This window comes from Mycobacterium sp. NTMscope_MAC_269 (assembly GCF_976985695.1).
The window spans coordinates 3682625-3701350 of the sequence record NZ_OZ335668.1; the positions used below are offsets into that span (position 1 = coordinate 3682625).

17 protein-coding genes and 1 pseudogene are annotated in these 18726 nt (G+C 66.6%); 10 read left to right on the forward strand and 8 right to left on the reverse strand.

What is annotated here, in order from left to right:
• Positions 1-28 precede the first annotated feature (28 nt).
• From ACZ50Z_RS17235 to ACZ50Z_RS17255, 5 genes are all read left to right on the forward strand, one after another.
• Positions 29-592: a TMEM175 family protein gene (locus ACZ50Z_RS17235; RefSeq protein WP_464486288.1), complete on the forward strand. Its 564-nt coding sequence runs from the start codon at positions 29-31 to the stop codon at positions 590-592.
• Between the two features lies 1 nt (position 593).
• Positions 594-1301 carry a haloacid dehalogenase type II gene (locus ACZ50Z_RS17240; RefSeq protein ID WP_464484623.1) on the forward strand — a complete coding sequence of 236 codons (708 nt, stop codon included), beginning with the start codon at positions 594-596 and terminating at the stop codon, positions 1299-1301.
• Positions 1288-2742 (forward strand): dihydrolipoyl dehydrogenase family protein, encoded by a 1455-nt coding sequence (locus ACZ50Z_RS17245; RefSeq protein ID WP_464484624.1) that lies wholly within the window; start codon positions 1288-1290, stop codon positions 2740-2742. Before ACZ50Z_RS17240 ends, ACZ50Z_RS17245 begins: the two co-directional genes overlap by 14 nt.
• A gap of 3 nt (positions 2743-2745) precedes the next feature.
• Positions 2746-3213 (forward strand): cupin domain-containing protein, encoded by a 468-nt coding sequence (locus tag ACZ50Z_RS17250; protein ID WP_464484625.1) that lies wholly within the window; start codon positions 2746-2748, stop codon positions 3211-3213.
• Between the two features lie 101 nt (positions 3214-3314).
• Positions 3315-3782 carry a YbjN domain-containing protein gene (locus ACZ50Z_RS17255; protein ID WP_464484626.1) on the forward strand — a complete coding sequence of 156 codons (468 nt, stop codon included), beginning with the start codon at positions 3315-3317 and terminating at the stop codon, positions 3780-3782.
• A 19-nt stretch (positions 3783-3801) separates the two neighbouring features.
• Here ACZ50Z_RS17255 and ACZ50Z_RS17260 read toward each other — a convergent pair whose 3' ends face one another.
• On the reverse strand, positions 3802-4875 hold the full coding sequence (locus ACZ50Z_RS17260) for an NAD-dependent epimerase/dehydratase family protein (protein WP_464484627.1): 1074 nt from the start codon (positions 4873-4875) through the stop codon (positions 3802-3804).
• Positions 4876-5022: 147 nt separating this feature from the next.
• Here ACZ50Z_RS17260 and ACZ50Z_RS17265 point away from each other — a divergent pair, with 147 nt between their 5' ends.
• Together ACZ50Z_RS17265 and ACZ50Z_RS17270 are read left to right on the forward strand one after the other, a co-directional pair.
• Entirely contained in the window at positions 5023-5838 is an 816-nt protein-coding gene (locus ACZ50Z_RS17265; RefSeq protein ID WP_464484628.1) for a lysophospholipid acyltransferase family protein, read from the forward strand.
• Between the two features lie 120 nt (positions 5839-5958).
• On the forward strand, positions 5959-7374 hold the full coding sequence (locus tag ACZ50Z_RS17270; RefSeq protein ID WP_464484629.1) for a WS/DGAT/MGAT family O-acyltransferase: 1416 nt from the start codon (positions 5959-5961) through the stop codon (positions 7372-7374).
• On the opposite strand, the gene purQ is transcribed toward ACZ50Z_RS17270, so the two are convergent.
• The 3 genes from purQ to ACZ50Z_RS17285 form a co-directional block, all read right to left on the reverse strand.
• Positions 7341-8015, reverse strand: coding sequence for a phosphoribosylformylglycinamidine synthase subunit PurQ (purQ, locus tag ACZ50Z_RS17275; protein ID WP_464484630.1), 675 nt, complete (start codon positions 8013-8015; stop codon positions 7341-7343). The genes ACZ50Z_RS17270 and purQ overlap by 34 nt on opposite strands.
• Complete coding sequence (gene purS / locus ACZ50Z_RS17280) at positions 8012-8251, reverse strand: phosphoribosylformylglycinamidine synthase subunit PurS (RefSeq protein WP_067174746.1); 240 nt, start codon at positions 8249-8251, stop codon at positions 8012-8014. Before purS ends, purQ begins: the two co-directional genes overlap by 4 nt.
• A 61-nt stretch (positions 8252-8312) precedes the next feature.
• Positions 8313-9047 carry an ATPase gene (locus ACZ50Z_RS17285; RefSeq protein ID WP_464484631.1) on the reverse strand — a complete coding sequence of 245 codons (735 nt, stop codon included), beginning with the start codon at positions 9045-9047 and terminating at the stop codon, positions 8313-8315.
• Here ACZ50Z_RS17285 and ACZ50Z_RS17290 point away from each other — a divergent pair.
• Positions 9024-9662, forward strand: a complete 639-nt coding sequence (locus tag ACZ50Z_RS17290; protein ID WP_464484632.1) for an MBL fold metallo-hydrolase — start codon at positions 9024-9026, stop codon at positions 9660-9662. The genes ACZ50Z_RS17285 and ACZ50Z_RS17290 overlap by 24 nt on opposite strands.
• A 75-nt stretch (positions 9663-9737) precedes the next feature.
• Here the strand turns inward: ACZ50Z_RS17290 and ACZ50Z_RS17295 are convergent, their stop codons facing one another.
• Complete coding sequence (locus tag ACZ50Z_RS17295) at positions 9738-11405, reverse strand: FAD-binding dehydrogenase (RefSeq protein WP_464484633.1); 1668 nt, start codon at positions 11403-11405, stop codon at positions 9738-9740.
• Between the two features lie 46 nt (positions 11406-11451).
• The gene (locus tag ACZ50Z_RS17300; RefSeq protein ID WP_464484634.1) at positions 11452-12156 is read right to left on the reverse strand and encodes a DUF2334 domain-containing protein; all 705 of its coding nucleotides are present in this window, start codon (positions 12154-12156) and stop codon (positions 11452-11454) included.
• Between the two features lie 156 nt (positions 12157-12312).
• On the opposite strand from ACZ50Z_RS17300, the pseudogene ACZ50Z_RS17305 reads away from it, so the two are divergent.
• Positions 12313-13934, forward strand: a pseudogene (locus ACZ50Z_RS17305) (DHA2 family efflux MFS transporter permease subunit).
• 142 nt (positions 13935-14076) lie between these two features.
• The gene (locus ACZ50Z_RS17310; protein WP_464484635.1) at positions 14077-15681 is read left to right on the forward strand and encodes a DHA2 family efflux MFS transporter permease subunit; all 1605 of its coding nucleotides are present in this window, start codon (positions 14077-14079) and stop codon (positions 15679-15681) included.
• Here the strand turns inward: ACZ50Z_RS17310 and ACZ50Z_RS17315 are convergent.
• Positions 15678-17807, reverse strand: coding sequence for a S9 family peptidase (locus ACZ50Z_RS17315; RefSeq protein ID WP_464484636.1), 2130 nt, complete (start codon positions 17805-17807; stop codon positions 15678-15680). The two genes, ACZ50Z_RS17310 and ACZ50Z_RS17315, sit on opposite strands and share 4 nt — an antisense overlap.
• Entirely contained in the window at positions 17804-18694 is an 891-nt protein-coding gene (locus ACZ50Z_RS17320) for a phosphoribosylaminoimidazolesuccinocarboxamide synthase (protein ID WP_464484637.1), read from the reverse strand. The genes ACZ50Z_RS17315 and ACZ50Z_RS17320 overlap by 4 nt, the downstream gene beginning before the upstream one ends.
• Positions 18695-18726: the final 32 nt, after the last annotated feature.

Genomic DNA, 18726 nt, shown 5'->3' on the forward strand with positions numbered 1-18726 from the left:
GGCCGCGCAGAAAACGAGTCCAGAACGAGTGGGCGCATTCTCCGACGGAGTGTTCGCGGTCCTCATCACGATCCTCGTCCTGGAGCTCAAGCCACCGAAGTCCTACGCCTTCAACGCTTTATTGCCGGAATGGCCCACCGGCCTGAGCTATGTGGTCAGCTACGTGTTCATCGCGATCGTTTGGGTGAACCACCACCACTTGTTCGGCTATGCAGAAGTGGCGACGCCGCGGTTGGTGTGGTCGAACTTCGCGCACTTGTTCTCGGTGTCGCTGATTCCGATCACCACGGAGTGGATCGCCGACAGCAGGCTGGCCTCAGCACCGGTGGCTTTGTATGCCTCGGTGTTCGTGCTCGTCAACGTCACCTACTTGGCGTTGTGTCAGGAAGTGGTCGATCGGCCCGCCCATGAGGGCCTCACTGCGCGAATGCGCCGACTCTTACATATGAGGTCGTTCATCACGATCGGTGTGTTCGCGGCGGCGTCCGTCGTCGCACTGTGGTGGCCGGCAGTCGGAATGGTCCTGATTTGCCTGTGCCTGGCGGGCTATTTGCGGCCCGATGTCCCCAACGCCAAGAAGGTTGAGGGCTAGCATGACGAAACCCACCGTGGTCGTCTTCGACGTCAACGAGACGCTGCTCGATATCGGTTCTCTGGCACCGCTTTTCGGTGAACTCTTCGGTGACGAAGGCGTGCTGCGCGAGTGGTTCGGTCAGCTCATTCAGTACTCGATGACCATCACGCTGGCCGACAAGTACGTGCCGTTCCCCGTGCTCGCTCAGGGGGTGCTGCGCATGTTGGGAAATATCCGCGGAGTGGACGTCACCGATGACCACCTAGATCGCCTCAAGACGGGGCTGCTCACCATGCCGGCACACCCCGACGTCGCCGAGGGCCTTACCGCCCTGCGCGATAACGGTTTTCGCCTGGCCACGCTGACAAACTCCCCACCGAATCCGGATGGCCCGACGGCGCTGCAGAATTCGGGGCTGGCCGGCTTTTTCGAACGCCAGCTCAGCGTCGAGGCACGCGCCGCCTTCAAGCCGTCGCCCGCTGTGTATCGGTACGCGTGCGAGGAGCTCCAAGTGATCCCCGGCGATTGCATGATGGTGGCCGCGCATGTGTGGGACACCCTCGGCGCGCAGAGCGTCGGGTTCAGTGGGGCTCTGATCACCCGGCGCGGCAACGCGCCGTTACCGGTCAGCGGCCTGCCACAGCCCAACATCATCGCCGCCGATCTGCGCGAGCTGGCCCAGCGCCTATCCCCAGCCGAAAGGAACGCCGACGGTGGCAATAGCTAGCGAACGAGACTTCGACGTCATCGTGCTCGGCGCCGGGCCGATCGGACAAAACGCCGCCGAACGCGCGCGCGCCGCGGGCCTGCGCGTCGCGCTCGTCGAGCGCGAGCTCGTCGGGGGCGAATGTTCCTACTGGGCGTGCGTTCCCAGTAAAGCGTTGCTGCGTCCCGTCCTTGCCCTCGCCGATACCCGCCGCGTCGACGGCGCTAGGGAAGCGGTCACCGGTTCCCTCAACGCCGAGACTGTGTTCGGCCGCCGCAACCGCTATGTCACCGACTGGGATGACAGCGGCCAAGCCGACTGGGTAAGCGGAATCGGCGCGACGTTGGTACGCGGTCACGGACGGTTGGATGGCGCCCGCCGAGTCGTCGTCACCACCGGCGACGACGAGCGTGTCGCCCTGACCGCGCGGCACGCGGTGGTCGTGTGCACGGGAAGCCGTCCCGCGCTGCCCGACCTTCCCGGGATGGCCGAGGCCAACCCCTGGACCAACCGGCGCGCCACCGACAGCAGCGAAGTCCCGGAGCGGCTGGCCATCGTGGGTGCCGGCGGTGTGGGCGTCGAAATGGCCACGGCGTGGCGGGGATTGGGATCCCAAGTGACCCTCCTGTCGCGGGGATCGGGGCTGTTACCCCGCATGGAGCCCTTCGTGGGCGAGCTGATCGGCCGTGGGCTCGTTGGCGCAGGCGTCGATGTTCGGCTGGGTATATCAGTCCGCGCGCTGCGGCGTCCGGACGACACCAGCGTGGTCCTGGACTTGGACGACGGCGGCGAGCTGACGGTGAATGAGGTGCTGTTCGCCACCGGTCGAGCGCCGCTGACCGACGATATCGGGTTGGAGACAGTGGGATTGGAGCCCGGCAGCTGGCTCGAGGTGGACGACACCTGCCTGGTGCGCGCGGTCGAGGACGGCTGGCTCTACGCCGCCGGCGACGTCAACCACCGCGCCCTGCTCACGCATCAAGGCAAGTATCAGGGCCGCATCGCCGGTGCGGCGATCGGAGCCCGCGCAACCGGAAAGGCGTTGGACACCGCCCCGTGGGGCGCGCACGCGACAACGGCCGATCACCACGCGGTGCCGCAAGCTTTTTTCACCGACCCCGAAGCCGCCGCGGTCGGACTGACAACTCGACAAGCCGAGGACGCCGGCTACCGAGTCCGGGCCGTCGACATCGAAATCGGGGACGAGGTGATGGGGGCAAAGCTCTACGCCGACGGTTATACCGGCCGCGCCCGCATGGTGGTCGACCAAGAGAGCGGACACCTGCTGGGCGTCACCATGGTCGGCCCGGGCGTGACCGAGATGTTGCACTCGGCCACCATCGCCGTCGCCGGCCAAGTGCCCGTCGACCGCTTGTGGCACGCCGTGCCATGCTTCCCGACGATCAGCGAGCTGTGGCTCAGATTGCTCGAAGCGTATCGGGATGCCCCGGACGATAATTGACCCATGGCCACCTCCGACGGATTCCATCCCGACTTCGACGACACGGCAACGCCGGTCGCCCGCAACCGGGTGCGCCACATCAAGGCGTCGGAGATCAGCTCGGACACCGCGCAGTCCGACGGCCTGCGGCGCTTTGTCGCGCTATCCGGCGGGTCGGTGGGCGCGGAAAAGCTTTGGATGGGCGAGACCCACGCGTCGCCGAGATCCGCTTCGGACAACCATCACCACGGTGACTCGGAGACCGCGATCTATGTACGAAGCGGCAACCCGGAGTTCGTCTTTCACGACGGCGTCGGCGAGGTCCGCATCGCAACCGCACCCGGCGACTACGTCTTCATTCCGCCGTATCTGCCGCACCGGGAAGAAAACCCCGACCCCACCACCACCGCCGAGGTCGTGATCGCCCGCAGCACCCAGGAAGCGATCGTGATCAATCTGCCCGCGCTATACCCGTTGGACGGGCCTTTATAGAGGGCCCGGTGCCCGTCACTCAGCGAATTCTCAACAGATTCTTCGGTGCCACATCGCTTTGCTCCAAGCCTCCGCAAAGTCATCGGCGACACCATATGTCTATGACGAACGAGCAGATCTGCGCGAACCTTGTCGAACGCTATTTGCGCACCCGCGGGCGGCGGTATTTTCGCGGGCACCACGATGGCGAATACTTTTTCGTCACCGGCGCTCCGCGACGGCTGCACGTTCATTTCGAAATCTCGCCCGCGCACGACGACGTGCTGATCATTCGGGTCACACCCGGGTGCTACTTTCCGGCCGCCGACCGCCCCTGGCTGACGTACTTCACCGACAAGTGGAACCGCCAGGACCGCCAAGTCACCGCGATCGTGCACGGCTCGTCCGATCCGCAACGCATCGGTGTGGTGGCCCGCAAGTCGCAATGGATCCGAGGCGAAGTCTCCTTTGCCGATTTCGCGTCCTTCGTCGACCTGACGATCGCGGATGCCACCGCGCTCTTCGACGAGCTGAGCCCCGCCGTGGACTCGCCGTCCGCGGAGCGTCCGTTGCTGCGCCACGCCGGCTGACGCCCCGCGCGGCCTACGCCTACGGGACGCCTGGGGTATCGGGGCGCGGCTCACCCAGCCTGGCCCGGATGGCGCCCCAGGGATCGGCGTAGCGTCCGGGCGTATCCCGATATGCCGCACGGGTTTTGAGAAACCGCCGCGCCAGCGGCGAGATCATCCGCATCGGGTAGCGCCGCCAGCCCGCGGTGGTGCGCATCTCGTCGAGCATGTCCGGCCACGAGTGGTGCTGGAATTGCAGAACTTGTTGGGCGCGAGCGGTATCCATCCAGTCGGTGACGAACCAGTTCTCGTCGCTGTCGGGATCACCGGGGCGCCCCCCGGGCAAGACGTCGACGAGACCGCGGGCCGCGGCCAGCGCCTTGCCGACCTCGCCCTGCCTGATCCGGTGCGACTCGTCGCCGGCGATCAGCAGGGTCTCACCGGCGACGTCGGCCGTGACCGCCGCGGCGAACGCGCGGGCGACATCGCGCACATCGACGGTGTGGATGCGCCCGTCGGCCGGCAGGGCACTTTCGAAAAACAGTGCATCGACGCTGAACGGCATGGCGTCGGGTTCGACGCTGATCACCCCGCCGAGTCGCAGGATGACCCATTCGAGTTCCGAGGATCGGATGTGCTGTTCCGCCTCGGCTTTGTGTGCGCCATAGAGATCAGCCGGGTTCATCGGCGAGTCGGCGCGCAACAGTTCGGCGTTGCGGTGCGGGTTGCGCGCCCCGTACACGGCATTGCTCGACGCCTGGATGAAACGCACCGGATGCGGCCGAGCCTGCGCGGCGCGCAGCAGCGTCAGGGTCGCATCGACGTTGACGCGGCGCCCGACGGCGGGGTTGCGGTAGATCACCGGCGGGATCACCGCGGCCAGGTGGACGATGGCCGTGGGCGAGGTGGCGCCGAGCAGGCGGTCAACGTGGCCCGGGTCGGTCAGATCGGCCCAGTGCGCCTCGGCACCGGCGGGCAGCCTCCGCGCAGCTTTGCGCTGGGCGGGGGTGCCCAGATCCGTCGCGACGACCCGGTGGCCGTCGCCGACCAGCCGGCGCACCGTCTGTGCGCCGACGAGCCCGAAACCCCCGGTGACAAGAACCTTCTCGGACATGATCCCCCACTGCCGGTTTGCCCCCAGCAAACGAATATGGCATTCTCTTAAACGGAGAGTACCATATGTCGTCCATGGCCTGAGGTTTGAGACCGGCGTCACACAGGCAACCAATAGCAAATGGCACGATCACGACAGCGGGGAGCCATGACGGGTAGCGGTGCGGACACGGCGGACGATCACGAGACCGCCAAATGGGATCCGGCCTTCACCGAACAGGTCACGAATGCGCTCGGGCCGGCGATCAAACGGTACTACCGGGCCGAGGTGCGAAACATCGACAACGTCCCGTCGTCGGGTGGGGCCCTGGTGGTCTCCAACCACTCCGGCGGCATGCTGACACCGGACGTGTTGATCTTTTCCCCGGCCTTCTACAACAAGTTCGGCTACGACCGCCCGGTCTACACGCTCGGTCATTACGGGCTGTTCCTAGGGCCGTTGGACGGATGGCTGCGTCGCCTCGGAGTGATCGAAGCCAGCCGCGAAAACGCCGCGGCCGCCCTGCATTGCGGCGCGGTCGTGCTGGTGTTTCCCGGCGGCGACTACGACTCGTACCGGCCGACTTTCAGCGCCAACGCCGTCGACTTCAACGGGCGCACCGGCTACGTGCGGACCGCGATCGAGGCTGGGGTGCCGATCGTGCCGACCGTGTCGATCGGCGCCCAGGAGACCCAGCTGTTCTTGACCCGGGGCAATTGGCTGGCCCGCAAGCTGGGGCTAACGAAGGCCCGGATGGACATCCTGCCGATCAGCGTCGGGTTCCCGTTCGGGCTGAGCGTGATCTTCCCGCCGAATCTGCCACTGCCGGCAAAGATCGTCACCGAGGTGCTCGAGCCGATCGACGTCGTCGCGCGTTTCGGTGACGACCCCGACATCGACGAGGTCGATGCCCACGTCCGCGCCGTCATGGAGGCCGCGCTGAAGCGATTGGCCGGGCAGCGCCGGTTTCCGATCCTGGGCTGACGATGCCCGCACCGCGGCCGGGCCCGGTTGCGTCGAGAAGATGACCGCCAATCGACGCCGACCGCCGGCGCCGTGCGGCATAGTTGTTGGCCTGGACGCGTCGGCAGGGCGAGGTGACGTGTGAAAAGACTCAACGGCATGGATGCCATGCTGCTCTACAGCGAGACGCCCAACCTGCACACGCATACGCTGAAGGTGGCGGTCATCGACCCGGCCGACTGTGGCGGTGAGTTCGGGTTCGACGAGTTCCGCCACCACGTGCGCCGACGGCTTCATCTACTGGAACCGTTGCGCTACAAGCTCGTTGACATCCCATGGCATCTGCATCACCCGATGTGGCAGGAAAACTGCGAGGTCGACCTGGACTACCATCTGCGTCGCGTCCGGGTGCCCGCGCCGGGCGGGCGGCGAGAGCTCGATCGAGTCATCGGCGAGGTGGCCTCCACACCCCTGGACCGCAGTCGGCCGCTGTGGGAGTTTCATTTCGCCGAGGGACTTTCCGACGGCCGGTTCGCCTTGATCGGCAAGGTGCACCACGCGTTGGCCGACGGCGTCGCCTCGGTCAACCTGCTGGCGCGCGCGATGGATCTGCGGGACGGGCTCACCGACGAGCGCGACAACGACGAAGCCGGCGTCACGGCTTCGGATGCCGATCTGCTGCGCGCGGCCGCGCGCGACCACGTCCGCCAAATCGCGCAACTGCCACGGCTGCTCAAAGACGCGGCCGTCGGGCTGATGCGGGTGCGGCGCCGCTCCCGCGAGCGCGGGGATCACCCCGACCTGGCCGAGGCGTTTGATGCGCCGCCGACGTTCCTCAACCATGTCGTCTCGCCCCGGCGGTGGTTCGCCAGCACGTCGCTACCGTTGCCGCAGGCCAAAGCGACGGCAAAAGCGTTGGGCATCACCATGAACGATCTGGTGCTGGCGACGGCGGCGGGCGGGCTGAGGACGCTCTTGTTGGCCTATGACGGTGCGGCCGACCGCCCGATCATCGCGTCGGTGCCGACGGCCACCGACAAGTCGGACCGGATCACCGGCAACGAGATCAGCGGGCTGATGATTTCGCTGCCGGTGCATGTCGACAACCCCATCGAACGAGCCCAGCTGATCTCGGTGGCTACCCGAATCGCCAAGGAAGACCACGAGATCCTCGGTCCGCAGCTGTACGGGAAAATGATGGCCTACCTGCCGACGGCCGTTGCCCCGGCCGCATTTCGGTGGCTGGGTCTGCGCGACATGCCCAACAAGCTGATGAACGTCGCCGTATCGAGCGTGGTCGGGCCGCGCGAACGCGGCCATTTCGGCGGCGCGGCCGTCAGCGAGATCTATTCCACGGGCGTGCTCTCGCCCGGCGCCCCGGTCAACATCACCGTGTGGAGCTACGTCGACCGCCTCGGCGTCGCCGTGCTCACCGACGACCAGACGTTCGACGACCCGCATGAAGCGACGGATGCCATCAGTGCGGCATTCGACGAATTACGCGACGCCGCAGGCGTTTCCGATCAGCCGGCGAGCACGCCGTCGAGCACCGAATAAAACAGGCCCAGGCCGTCGTCGGAGGGCCCGGTCAGTGCCTCGATCGCATGCTCGGGGTGCGGCATCAGGCCCACCACACGACCGTCGGCGGAGCTGACGCCGGCGATGTCGTGTTGCGAACCGTTGGCGTTCTCGTGGTAGCGGAACACCACCCGTCCCTCACCCTCGAGCTCGTCGAGCACCTCGGTGGGCGCCACATAGCGGCCCTCGCCGGACTTCAGGGGAACCAGTAGATCGGCGTCCGGTTCGAAACGCGACGTCCACGCCGTCGACGTCGACGCCACCCGCAGCCACACGTCGCGGCAGATGAAGTGCAAACCCGCGTTGCGGGTCAGCGCGCCGGGCAGCAGGCCGGCCTCGCAGAGCACCTGAAAACCGTTGCAGATTCCCAATACCGGCATGCCGCGCCGCGCGGCGTCCACCACTTCGGTCATCACCGGCGCGAACCGGGCGATCGCGCCGGCCCGCAGGTAGTCGCCGTAGGAGAAACCGCCCGGCACCACCACGGCGTCGACGCTTTTCAGGTCGGCGTCGGCGTGCCACAGGCTGACCGGCTCCGCGCCGACGCGCCGAGCCGCGCGGGCGGCGTCCACGTCGTCGAGCGTCCCGGGAAACGTGATGATCCCGATGCGTGCGGTCACGGCGTCTCCCGGCTGATCGTCCAGTCCTCGATCACGGTGTTCGCCAACAGCGATTCGGCGATCTCGGCCAGCGCCGAGTCGTCCACGCTGTCGTCCACTTCGAGCTCAAACCTCTTGCCCTGCCGAACATCTGATATCCCCGGGTGGCCGAGGCGACCCAGCGCGCCGACAATCGCCTGACCCTGCGGGTCCAGAATCTCCGCTTTGGGCATCACGCTCACGATCACCCGGGCCACCGGCGCTCCTCCTCAGTTGGCGTTTCGCCGCCAACTGTACCGGCGAAACCGCAGCTCGCCGTCACGGGCACGAAGCAATGTAGGCCTCGCACAGCGGCGCGCTCATGGCGCCCAGCACCGGGTCGTCGGCCATCGCCGGCCAGGGTGCCTGCGGCGGCGCCGAGGACCAGAGGGTGACCTCGCTGATCGTGCTGCTGGCCGGGTGCGCGAAAAGGTAGGTGTGCATCACCACCGGGCCGCTGATCACGGCGGCCATGCGGTTGGTTTCGTCGCTGGTCAGCGACGGCGATTGCAGCGGCGCGCGCTGCTGGCAGCTCCGCAGCGCGGCGACGGCGCTACGGAACGCGTCGGCCGCGATCGCACCACCCCGGGCCGTGTCCCCGCGCCAATGCAGGATCTGGGCCTGCAGCTGCCACTGGCCGTCCGGATGCTGCACCGTCGAGCGGGCCGAAACCGCCGAGTCGCGCGGGTCCCGGGGGGTCGCCGGCGTGGCGCACAACTCCTCGAACCGGAAGCGGGGGCCCGGCGCCGAGCCGGTCGTTTGCACCGCCTGAGCGGCGAGCGCAGGCCAGTGATACACCGCATCCAGGGGCACGGCGTGCTGATCGATCCACGCGGTGTTCGGAATCCGGTCGCAGATGCCGGGGCACGTCTCGGGCTCGCCGTGCGCAGGGGCGACGACGATCAGGGCAACCGCGAAGCTGCCGGCGGCCAGGATCGTGGCCAGGATCACGCGCAGCGGCAGCTTGTCCATCAAGGCACAATCGTAGATATGCAACTGACGCATTTCGGTCATTCGTGCCTACTCGCCGAGTTCGACCAGACACGCGTGCTGTTTGATCCCGGTACCTTCGCCCACGGTTTCGAGGGAATCACCGGCTTAACCGCCATCTTGATCACTCATCAGCACCCCGACCACATCGACGGGAAACGGCTGCCGGCACTGCTCGAGGGTAACCCGGACGCCGCGCTGTATGCCGACCCGCAGACCACGGCGCAACTCGGCGCGCCCTGCCGCGAGGTACATGTCGGCGACGAGCTGCAGATCGGTGAGCTGACCGTTCGGGCCGTGGGCGGAAAGCACGCCGTCATCCATCCGGAAATCCCTGTGATCGAGAACATTTCGTTTCTGGTCGGCGATGCCGAGCATCGTGCCCGGCTGATGCATCCCGGCGACGCACTCTTCGTGCCCGACGAGCCGGTGGACGTGTTGGCCACCCCGGCGGCGGCCCCGTGGATGAAGGTATCCGAAGCGGTCGACTACCTGCGCGCGGTGGCGCCGGCGCGTGCCGTCCCCATTCACCAGGGCATCATCGCCCCGGATGCGCGCGGCATCTACTACGGCCGACTCACCGAGATGACCAGCACCGACTTCCAGGTGCTGCCCGAAGAGGACGCCGTCACCTTCTGACCGCGAGCAGACACAAAATCGCACAATCTCACCTCGAACCGTGCGATTTTGCGTCTGCTCGCGCCAAATGGCGGGTCAGGTGATGTCGTCGGCGGCGCCGCGACCCGCGGCCCGGCCCGAGAAGATGCAGCCGCCCAGGAACGTGCCCTCCAGCGCGCGATACCCATGCACGCCGCCCCCACCGAACCCGGCCGCCTCGCCGGCAGCATACAGCCCGGTCAGCGGCGTGCCGTCGGAGGTCAACACCCGTGCGGCAAGATCGGTTTCGATGCCGCCCAATGTCTTTCGCGTCAAGATGTGCAACTTGACCGCGATCAATGGCCCGGCCTTCGGATCGGTCAACCGGTGCGGCGCCACGACCCGGCCCAGCCGGTCGCCCAAATAGCCGCGGGCAGCGCGGATCGCGGTGATCTGGCCGTCCTTGCTGAACCTGTTGGCCACCTCCCGGTCCCGCGCGGTGACCTCGGCCTCCACCGTGGCGTAGTCCAGCGGTTGCACGTCGGGCAGTTTGTTCATCGCGGTCACCAACTCGCGCAACGAATCCGCACTGACAAAGTCCACGCCCCGATCGACGAACGCCTGCACCGGTCCCGGCGGCCCGGAGCGCGCCCGGTTCCGCACCAGCTCGCGCACGCTCTGTCCGGTCAGATCGGGATTCTGCTCCTGCCCGGAGAGCGCAAACTCCTTCTCAATAATCTTGGCGTTCAACACAAACCAGGTGTAATCGAATCCGGACTTGGTGATGTACTCCAAGGTGCCCAGGGTGTCGAAACCGGGGTAAAGGGGAACCGGCAACCGTTTGCCGTTCGCGTCCAGCCACAGCGACGACGGGCCCGGGATGATGCGAATCCCGTGCAGCGGCCAGATCGGATCGTAGTTGGTTATGCCCTCGGTGTAGTGCCACATCCGGTCCGGATTGATCACCCGTGCGCCGGCCTTTTGCGTGATACCGATCATCCTGCCGTCGACGTGGGCCGGCACGCCGCTGAGCAATTGCTCGGGCACGCGGCCCATTCGCTTCGGCCAATTTTTGCGCACCAGCTCATGGTTGCCGCCGATGCCGCCGCTTGTCACGATCACCGCGGCGGCACGGAACTCGAAGTGCCCGGCCGCTTTACGTGACGAAGCGACTCCGCGCGGCGCGGCCGAGGACTCCAGCACCGTCCCCCGGACGCCCCTCACCGCGCCACCCTCGACGATCAACTCGTCGACCTGATGGCGGTGCGCGAAGCGCACCGTGGAGCGATCCCGCAATTGACGGACGAAGATCTCGACCAGCGCGGGCCCGGTCCCCCAGGTGATGTGGAAGCGGGGAACCGAATTGCCGTGCCCCTGCGCGTCATACCCACCGCGCTCGGCCCAGCCCACCAACGGGAAAAGCTTGAGCCCCCGGGACCGCAGCCAGGCGCGTTTCTCCCCCGCCGCGAAATCGACGTAGGCATGCGCCCATTGGCGCGGCCAGTAGTCCTCGTCCCGATCAAACGCCGCAGTGCCGAGCCAGTCCTGCAGCGCGAGCTCGTGGCTGTCGCGAATACCCAACCGGCGCTGCTCGGGACTGTCGACGAAGAACAGGCCGCCGAAGGACCAGAACGCCTGCCCGCCCAGGTTGGCGCTGTTCTCCTGGTCGAGGACCAGCACCCGCAAGCCGCGATCCACCAGTTCGCAGGCGGCGACCAGGCCGGACAGCCCGGCCCCGACGACGATGGCATCAGCGCCGAACCCCGCAACCGAAGAATCGCTCATGTCGGTCCAGGGTAGTGCCCGGACAGCCGGTCAATCAGGCGATTCGTCAGGCGGCGTCGAGCACGGCCTTGTCGTGGCGCCAGCGGTACACCGTCGGTGTGCAGTCGTGCATCAACGCCAGGTCGACGGCGTCCAGCATCGCCTGCAGCGGCCCGGGTTTGCGGAGGTGACGCGCGGCGACTGCCACCCGCACCACACCGTTGCGCCGGGCGATCCGCTCGGCGGACAGTACGACCGTGCGACACCACCACGGCTCGGCAAGAACGCCCTCGCCGATGCCGAGAACCCGCGCGCGCACGGTGGTGTGCCGCACCAGATCGGTGATCCCATGCAGATCGGCCAGCATGCGAAATCCGTTCCCCGGCAACGCCTTGACGACGCCCGGCGAGACCACGCAGCCGGGCGCCGCGAACAACCGGGTACGCAACCCGAGGTGCTCGAGGACCCGGTCGGCGGCCATCAATCGCAGGTTGGCCTCATGCGCCCGCAAGATCGCGAATTCACCGCGACGCTTCCTGGTGAGGGCATCGTCGTAGCCGTGCAGCACGAGCGCGTCGCCACCGGCGCGGCGGGCGGTCAGCCAGTCAACGGTTTTCGGGTCGCGATCGAGCCGGTAGTCCCCGGCCAGACGCGGAGCCACGAGCAGCGACACCGGCACCTTGCGGGCGTCCATCTGCGCGCAGAACGCCTCCACGTCGGGCAGGGTGCGTTCCCCGATCCCCGAGAGCGAGACGATCAATTTTCCAGACACACCAGCAGTTTGCCGACCGCAAGTGTCGGAATGGTGAAGGACACGCAGACAGCAGGCGTATATGCGCTCATACCAGCGCGATAACTGTTTTCGGCGAGGGCCATCGGGTCGGTCCAGCAAACGGCCGCGGGCGTCGGCGGACGCGATCTCTTCGATATGCTAAGCAACGCCATGGACGAGGCCTCCTACGCAGCGGCCAAAGCGCCGCTGCCCCATGCCCCCGCGGGGCAGCCGGGTGCCGACGAACGGGAATATCCCGACAAGTTGGACGCCGCGCTGCTGCGGATCTCCGGTGTGTGCATCTTGGCCACGGTCATGGCGATCCTGGATGTCACGGTGGTCAGCGTCGCGCAGCGCACCTTTATCGACCTGTTCTCGTCCTCTCAGGCGCGGTCGTGGCGTGGACGATGACGGGCTACACGCTCGCCTTGGCGACCGTGATCCCGATAACCGGGTGGGCGGCCGACCGGTTCGGCACCAAGCGGCTCTTCATGGCCTCGGTGCTGGCTTTCATGCTGGGCTCACTGCTGTGCGCGGTTGCTGCAAACATCCTGCAGCTCATCATCTTTCGGGTTGTCCAGGGTATCGGCGGCGGCATGCTGCTGCCGTTGGGGTTCATGATTTTGACCCGGGAGGCCGGGCCCGCGAGGCTCGGCCGCCTGATGTCGATCCTGAGCATCCCGATGCTGCTCGCCCCGATCGGCGGGCCGATCCTGGGCGGTTGGCTGATCGACACGTCGAGCTGGCGGTGGATCTTCCTGATCAACGTGCCGATCGGACTGCTCACCATTCTTCTCGCGGCGGTCGTATTCCCCCGGGATCATCCGGCCCGGTCGGAAACCTTCGACGCCGTCGGCGTGCTGCTGCTCTCCCCCGGCCTGGCCACGTTCCTGTTCGCGGTGTCGTCCGTCCCGGGCCGCGCCACCGTGGCCGACCGGCATGTGCTGATCCCGGCGACGATCGGACTGGCATTGATCGCGGGGTTCGTCGCGCACGCCTGGCGTCGCGTCGATCATCCCCTGATAGATCTGCGGTTGTTCCGCAATCCGGTGCTGACCCACGCCAACGTGACGATGCTGGTCTTCGCAACCGCCTTTTTCGGCGCCGGCCTGCTGCTCCCCAGCTACTTCCAGCAGGTGCTGCACCAGACGCCCATGCAGGCGGGCGTGCACATGATCCCCCAGGGGCTCGGCGCCATGCTCACCATGCGGCTGACCGGACCGCTGGTGGACCGCCAGGGGCCGGGCAAGATCGTGCTGGTCGGCATTGCGCTGATCACGGCCGGCCTGGGAGCTTTCGCGCTCGGGGTGGCCAGACAGGCCCACTATGTACCTGTGCTGCTGGTGGCGCTCGCGGTCACGGGCCTGGGCATGGGCTGCACCATGATGCCCCTGTCCGTCGCCTCGGTGCAGGCGCTGGCCCCGCATCAAATCGCCCGGGGAACCACTTTGATGAGCGTCAGCCACCAAGTGGGCGGCTCGATGGGAACCGCGCTGATGTCGATGATCCTGACGAATCAGTTCAACCGGAGCCAAAATATCGTCGCGGCAAACAAGCTTGCTGCCCTGCATCAGAGAGCGGCCGCCGACGGGGTGCCCATCGACCAATCCGCAATACCCCGGCAAGCGCTTGTGCCGGGCTTTTGGGCAAATGTGGTGCACGATCTTTCGCACGCGTATACCGCGGTATTCGTGATTGCCGTCATACTGGTGGTTTGCACGGCAATTCCGGCGTCCTTTCTGCCGAAAATGCCGGCAAGCGAAACGGCCGGCGAATAACGCAATCGCACCTGGTCGGCGCTGGCAAGCCGATTTATCGCTTTAAACGCGCGTCCGCCCGCTACTGCGCAGCACGAATTACACGCGTGGGACCAGCGGCGAATACGAGTAAAAACCCCTCAGGGTGGCTAGTCGTATAGATATGCTCAGCGGCGCCATGGAGAACACCCGTTCCGCATCTTCCACTGTCCCGTTGCCGGTCGCGCCGGGACCATCGCGGCATCCGGACGAGTACCCGGACAAACTCGACGCCGCGCTGTTCCGGATCGCCGGCGTCTGCGGCCTGGCCTGCATCATGGCCGTCCTGGACAGCACCGTCGTCGCCGTCGCGCAACGCACCTTCATCGATCAGTTCGGGTCCACCCAGGCCATCGTGTCGTGGACCATCGCCGGCTATATGCTCGCGTTCGCGACCGTGATCCCGATCACCGGATGGGCCGCGGATCGGTTCGGCACCAAACGGCTGTTCATGGGGTCGGTCCTGATCTTCACGTTGGGTTCGTTGCTGTGCGCCGTGGCACCAAACATATTGCTGCTCATTTTGTTTCGGGTGGCGCAAGGGGTAGGCGGCGGCATGCTGTTGCCGCTCAGCTTCGTAATCTTGACGCGTGAGGCCGGACCCAAGCGGGTCGGCCGCCTCATGGCGGTGGGGGGAATTCCGATCCTGCTGGGCCCCATCGGCGGGCCCATCCTGGGTGGTTGGTTGATCGGTGCCTACGGCTGGAAGTGGATCTTCCTGATCAACCTGCCGATCGGACTGACCGCGTTCGCGCTGGCGGCGATCATGTTCGCGAAGGATCGCTCGGCCCCGTCGGAGGCCCTCGACATCACCGGCGCGCTGTTGCTGTCCCCCGGCGTGGCGATCTTCCTGTGCGGGGTGTGCTCCATCCCGGGTCGGCACACCGTAACCGACCCGTACGTGCTGGGCCCGGCGCTGCTCGGCCTGGCATTGATCGGCGCGTTCGTCGTGCACGCGTGGCATCGCACCGATCACCCGCTGGTCGACCTGCGGCTGTTCCGCAACCCCGTGGTCACCCAGGTCAACGTGACGATGCTGGTGTTCGGGGCCGCCTCGGTCGGCGTCGGCCTGCTGGTCCCGAGTTACTTCCAGATCGTCAGCCACGAGACGCCGATGCAGTCGGGGCTGCACATGCTGCCGATCGGGATCGGCGCCGTATTGACCATGCCGATCGGCGGGGCCTTCATGGACAAGCACGGTCCCGGCAACATCGTGCTGATCGGCCTGCCCCTGATGGCCGCCGGTCTTGGCGTCTTCACCTACGGCGTGGCCACTCAGGCCGAGTACTCGCCGGTCTTGGTGACCGGGCTCGCGATCATGGGCCTGGGTGCCGGCTTGACCACCACGCCGCTTTCCGCGGCACTCATGCAGTCGCTGACCCCGCGCCAAGTGGCCCGCGGGACGACGTTGATCAGCGTGAACCAACAGGTGGGCGGGTCGATCGGGGCCGCGCTCATGGCGGTGATCCTGACCAATCAGTTCAATCGCAACGAAGCTTTGATGGCGGCGAACGAGATGGCCGGGGTGCGCCCGGGCGCCGGCAAGCGGGGCGTCGACCCGTCGGCCCTTCCGGGACAGGCGACGCCCGATCTGGCCAGCCATGTGTCGCACCACTTGGCGCACGCCTACACGACGGTGTTCGTGCTGGCGGTCGTGTTGGTGGCGTTCACCGTCATCCCGGCCTCCTTCCTGCCCAGGAAGCTGGCGGCACCGCCCGTCGACGATTAGCGCTCGGGCCGACGGTCGCCGCCGGCGGTGGCTAAGAGCCACGCATACTGGAAGGCGGCTTCCTCCCACCCTTTGTAGCGGCCGCTGACGCCGCCGTGCCCGGCGTTCATTTGGGTCTTCAACAAAACCGGGTTGCCGTCCGCGTTGACGTGCCGCAGCGCGGCAACCCATTTCGCGGGTTCGACGTAGTAGACCCGCGTGTCGTTGAGCGACGTCATCGCCAGGATCGCCGGATACCGCTTGGCCTCCACGTTCTCATACGGGGAATAGGACCTCATGTATTCGTAAACATCCTTGTCCGCCAAGGGGTTTCCCCATTCGTCCCACTCGGTCACGGTCAGCGGCAACGAGGGATCCAAGATGGTGGTCAGCGGGTCGACGAACGGCACCTGCGCGAGGATGCCGGCAAAGAGTTCCGGCGCCAGGTTGGCCACCGCGCCCATCAACAGGCCGCCGGCGCTGCCCCCCAGCGCCACCAGATTGGCCGGGCGGGTAGTTCCGGAGTCCACCAAATGCCGTGCCACGGCGACGAAGTCGGTGAAGGTGTTTTTCTTCTCCAAGAGCTTGCCGTGCTCGTACCACAGCCGACCCATCTCGCCGCCGCCGCGGACGTGGGCGATCGCGAACACCATTCCTCGATCCAAGAGCGACAACCGGGCGATGGAAAAGCTCGGGTCGGTGCAGATCTCGTAGGCGCCGTAGCCGTAAACCAGTGCGGGCGCTGGGAATTCGGTGTCCGCACGATGCACGATCGACACCGGGATCCGGGCGCCGTCGTCGGCGACCGCCCAGTCGCGCCGTTCGATGTAATCTTCCGGCCGGTAATCGCCGAGCACGGGCTGCTCGCGCAGCAGGGTGCGTTCGCCGGTGGCGAGGTCGATGTCGTAGACCCGCGCCGGGATGACGAGAGACCCCGCCCGGATCCGCAGCTTGGGCGCATCCCAATTCGGGTTGCCGGCCAGGCCGGCCGACATCAGCTCGGAGTCGAACGAAACCTCTTCGGGCCGTGCATATGTCCCGTCCGGGTTGATGCCCCACAGCTGCAACCGGGGCAGCGCCTCACGCCGATAGCTGACCACGAGGTGGCCGGCGAAGGCGTCCACCCCGTCGAGGCGGACGTCGTCGCGGTGCGGGATGAGCGTGCGCTGCTGGGTGGGATCGCTGACCGGCGCCTCGGTCAGGGTGAAGTTGACCGCGCCGTCGTTGTGCAGTATCAGGAACCGGTCCTGCCCGCCGACGACCGCGTGCTCGACCGCGTACTCCACGCCGTCACGGCGGGGTAGCACGACGGTGAACTGCGCCTGCGGATCGGCGGCGTCGGCATAGCGATACTCGGAGGTGATCGAGGACCCCGAGGCGATGAAGACGTAGGCCTCGCTGCGGGTGAGCCCCACACCAAGCCAATACTTTTCGTCCGCTTCGTGATACACCAGCTCCGACTCTTCGCCCGAGCCGACCCGATAGCGCCACACCTTGTCGGGGCGGTGGGCGTCGTCCAGCGTCAGGTAGTACACGGTGCGGTTGTCGGCGGCCCACGTCGCGCCGGCACCAATGTCGGCGATCTCATCGGGGAACAGTTCGCCGGTGCGCAAGTCCTTGAACCGCAATGTATAACGTTCGTCGCCGAGGGTGTCGACCGAATACGCCAGCAGGTTTCCGTCGAGGCTGACGGTCGCTGCGCCCAGGGCGAAGAATTCGTGGCCCTCGGCTTCGGCATTGGAATCGAGTAGGATCTGCTCGCCCGCGATGTCGGTGTTCTCGTCCAACGTCGGCGGGTCCCAGTCATCGGGATCGCTTACCGTACAACGGCACTGGACGCGGTACTGCTTTCCTTCGAAGGTGCGGGCGTAGTACCACCACCGGCCCTGCCGCGTCGGGACCGACAGATCGGTTTCCTTGGTGCGCGCCTTGATTTCGTCAAAGATCTGCTGCCGCAACGGTTCGAGCTGGGCGGTCATCTGGTCGACGTAGTCGTTCTCGGCCTCGAGGTAGGCGACGACGTCGGGGTTGGTCTTTTCGCGCAGCCACTCGTAGGGATCGATGAAGACGTCACCATGATGTTCACGCCGGCTGTCCACCCGCTTGGCGACCGGCGGCACGGGCCCGGCGCCCTGCGATGCGGTCATGCGGCGGGACCGATCCAGTCATCGAAGCGCAGCCCGGAAATGCGTTCGTAGGCATCGATATAGCGGTCGCGGGTCGCCTCGATGATGTCGTGCGGGAGCGGCGGCGGGGGTTGCGTGCCGTGGCGGTCCCAGCCGGACTCGGGGCTGGTGAGCCAGTTGCGGACGAATTGCTTGTCGAAGCTGTTCTGGACCACGCCGACCTGATACTCGGCGGCCGGCCAATACCGTGAGGAATCCGGGGTGAATACCTCGTCGGCGAGCAGCAGGTTGCCGTCGCGATCGGTGCCGAATTCGAACTTGGTGTCCGCGATGATGATTCCTTTCCGCAGCGCATGGTCGGCGGCCTGCACGTAAATCTGCAACGTGCGGTCGCGCAGCTGGTTGGCGCGCACCGCGCCCACCATCTCGATCACCCGGGCAAACGAGACGTTTTCGTCGTGGTCCCCCAGGGCGGCTTTGGTCGCCGGCGTGAACAACGGTTCGGTGAACCGGCTGGCCTCGACCAGTCCCAGGGGCAAAGTGATGCCGCAGACCTTGCCGGTGGCCTGGTAGTCCAGCAGCCCCGAGCCGGTCAGGTAACCGCGCGCGACGCATTCGACCGGAAGCATCTCCAGCTGCCGCACCACCAACGCCCTCCCCAGCACCTCGTCGGGGATGCGCGGGTCGTCCGGCGGTCCGGCCAGATGGTTGGGGGCATCAACGAGACCGAAGAAGAAAGCGCTCATCGCGGTGAGGATGCGGCCCTTGTCCGGGATGGTGCTGTCCAGGACGAAGTCGTACGCCGAGATGCGGTCGGTGGCGACCAGCAGGAGGTGTTCGTCGTCGACGCGATACAGCTCACGGACCTTGCCGCTGGCCAGATGCTGGTAGTCGGACAGTGCAGGCATCCGGTCAGCCTATCGGGCACCTGACAACGCGG